The sequence below is a fragment of the Steroidobacter sp. genome (genome assembly GCF_016790065.1).
Lineage (GTDB): Bacteria > Pseudomonadota > Gammaproteobacteria > Steroidobacterales > Steroidobacteraceae > Steroidobacter.
In genome coordinates, this window is the sequence record NZ_JAEUPY010000324.1 from 1 (window position 1) to 1,767 (window position 1,767).

3 protein-coding genes are annotated in these 1,767 nt (G+C 62.8%); all 3 read right to left on the reverse strand.

The features are described 5' to 3' along the window. Positions 1-581, reverse strand: a 581-nt coding sequence (locus tag JNL55_RS13430; protein WP_293853735.1) for a FecR family protein, incomplete at its 3' end; no start/stop codon positions are given. Next, entirely contained in the window at positions 578-1,066 is a 489-nt protein-coding gene (locus tag JNL55_RS13435; RefSeq protein ID WP_293853737.1) for an RNA polymerase sigma factor, read from the reverse strand. The genes JNL55_RS13430 and JNL55_RS13435, both read right to left, overlap by 4 nt. Positions 1,067-1,269: 203 nt before the next feature. After that, the coding region (locus tag JNL55_RS13440; RefSeq protein WP_293853739.1) for a DUF3471 domain-containing protein at positions 1,270-1,767 on the reverse strand (498 nt) is incomplete at its 5' end.

Genomic DNA, 1,767 nt, shown 5'->3' on the forward strand with positions numbered 1-1,767 from the left:
AACCGATCCGGCTCGTGTCGCACAGTAAATGTCGTGCCTACCGCAGTCACTTCGCGATTGCCCGCCACGACGACAAATGGCCGTCGCGGATTACTGGCGACTTCAAAGTAAGCCTCGCCTTCTTCCAACCGAACCAAGCGCTGCCGACTCGAATAGTCGACCACGATGCGGCTCAAGGAATTAAGCGAAATGCGCGAGCCATCGTCCAGCCGCACTGTTCGCTGCTCGCCGATCAGCGTTGCATACGATGGCGCACGCGTCATCAGATGAACCGCAACGGCGACCAGCATACCGATCACCGCGACACCGGCCGCTAAAGCCCATCGCAATGAAGGCGCCGGCCGCTCACGCACGGTGCGACGTGGAAATTGCCCAGCTGCCACGCTGGTGGCCAACTCCCAACTATCGGTCATTCGCTCGAACGCACGAGCATTGGCCGGCTTTTCGCGCAGCCAACGCTGCAAGCCCGCTTCGAACTCAGCGTCGCGTCCCGGCCCATGCAAGCGCGCGAGCCACGCCGCTGCCTCAGCACGCACGGCCGCGGATGGATTGTCACTGCGCTCGATATCGGTTTGGGTCATTCCCGGTCCTCCGTTTCCGACCAGGCATCGAAGAACAGCGCCGCGCGGGCCATATGCTTTTCCACCGTGCTCACGCTGATCCCGAGTCGCTCCGCAATCTGGCCATAGCTGTACCCCTCCGCCCGGTGCAACAGAAACACTTCGCGTGCGCGGGGATTCAATGCTTCCAGCGCGTTGCGGACACGCTGGAGACGCTGCTGGGTCGCCACCACTTCATCCGGCGGCGGACGAGCATCGAGCAGGGTGAGCGATTCCACCGGACTGCCGACGGTCAGGCGATTGCGCGCCAGGCGATGATCGTCGACGGACAGATTCAACGCAGTTCGAACCAGGAATGCTTCGGTGTGCTCCACCGGCTTGTCGCGGCAATAAAGCTGCAACCGCAGGAACGCTTCCTGGATCAAATCGTCCGCGTCATCCGCAGTTCGCCCCCGGCTACGTAGCAGCCGGCGAAGCTTACTGAGCAACAGTTTGAACGCGTCCACGTCAGGACGATGTCACGAAGCCGCCCGCCCCGCCACCATGCCGGCACGCACCGGCACTCAGCGAGCCGGCTAGCGTAGGGACATTGCGTAGGGTTGCGACTGTAGACACCGGCTCTCCCCGCAGGTTTGGGCGGGTTCGGGGAGTAGACGGATCAGGCGGGGGAAAACCTCCATGGGGGCGAGGCATGGAGGCCGGGTGCCATTCAGTCGCTTCTAGAGAAGCGCAGATCGACCACGTAGCCGTTGAAAGTCATCCCCGTCACGCGCCCGCCGGAGTCACGGGTGAAGCGCACATATCCACACTCCTTCGAGGTGAACAGGTCCTGTGCCATTGGGATCAACGGTACGCCAGTGTTCCACTTGAGCGTGGTGACGACGAGGTTGCCCTGCTGCACGGAGATTCGATAGGGGATCTCGATTTCCTCGCTCCGATACGTTCCCGCATAGACACTCAAGTCCTGCGGCGCGGGGCTCCATGTCGGCACGCGCCGATAAGGCATGTCGGGCTCGCTGGAGCGCTGGAGTTCGACCGCACCAGGGTTGCGCGTCGAGCGGGAGAAAACGATCAGGTCACGGTCGTCGGCCCCATAGAAGCGCTGCTGCGCCACCGGCCGCAGCGGGGATTCATACCCCCGCGAAGACAACTGCAACTGCCCGTCCTGCAAAAGCATCCGCAAGGCTTTGCGGCCGTCATTGCTCAC